Here is a 600-nt window from a genome sequence, read left to right on the forward strand (position 1 = left end):
TGCGTTGTTCGAGCTGACGGACGCCCTCCTTTACACGGAGGGCCCTGTCAAAACGCTGGTGGATCTCGCGCTCGCGCCAGAGCACCGGCGAGGTCACGGAGCCTTGTACGCCGGGCCCAACCAGGGGCGGATCGACTTCGGCCGGCTCCGTCGGGCACTGGCCGGCCTGCCGCTGCCGAGAGCCGCGGACGGCAGGCTGGTCCTGGCTGTCGACGTATCGCCCTGGCTGAGGCCGGACGCCGCGACCTGCGCGAACCGTTCCTTCTGCCACACATACGGCCGGGGCTAGAACGAGCACCGGATGATCCCTAGCCAGCCGTACTCGGTCGTGGCCGCGCTGGAGACCGGCCGCACCTCTTGGACCGCCGTGCTGGACGCGGCCCGCCTGGAGCCGGGTGCCGACCTTGCGGCCGTTACCACCACCCAGATCCGTGAGGTCACCAAGCGGCTCATCGCCGCTGGTCAGTGGCGGGAAGGAGACCCGGAGATCCTGGTCGTCCTCCTGGACTCCGGATACGACGCACCTCGCATCGCTCACCTCCTGTCCGACCTGCCGGTGCAGATCCTTGGGCGGCTTCGGTCCAACCGGGTCATGCGACG

At 69.3% G+C, this 600-nt stretch carries 1 pseudogene; it reads left to right on the forward strand.

Annotated elements, in window-relative coordinates:
• Positions 1–4: 4 nt before the first annotated feature.
• Positions 5–600: pseudogene (locus tag IE106_RS30620) on the forward strand (transposase); the annotation flags it as partial.

Origin of the sequence: Streptomyces roseolilacinus (genome assembly GCF_014649335.1) — a bacterium.
In the GTDB taxonomy this organism is placed as follows: domain Bacteria; phylum Actinomycetota; class Actinomycetes; order Streptomycetales; family Streptomycetaceae; genus Streptomyces; species Streptomyces roseolilacinus.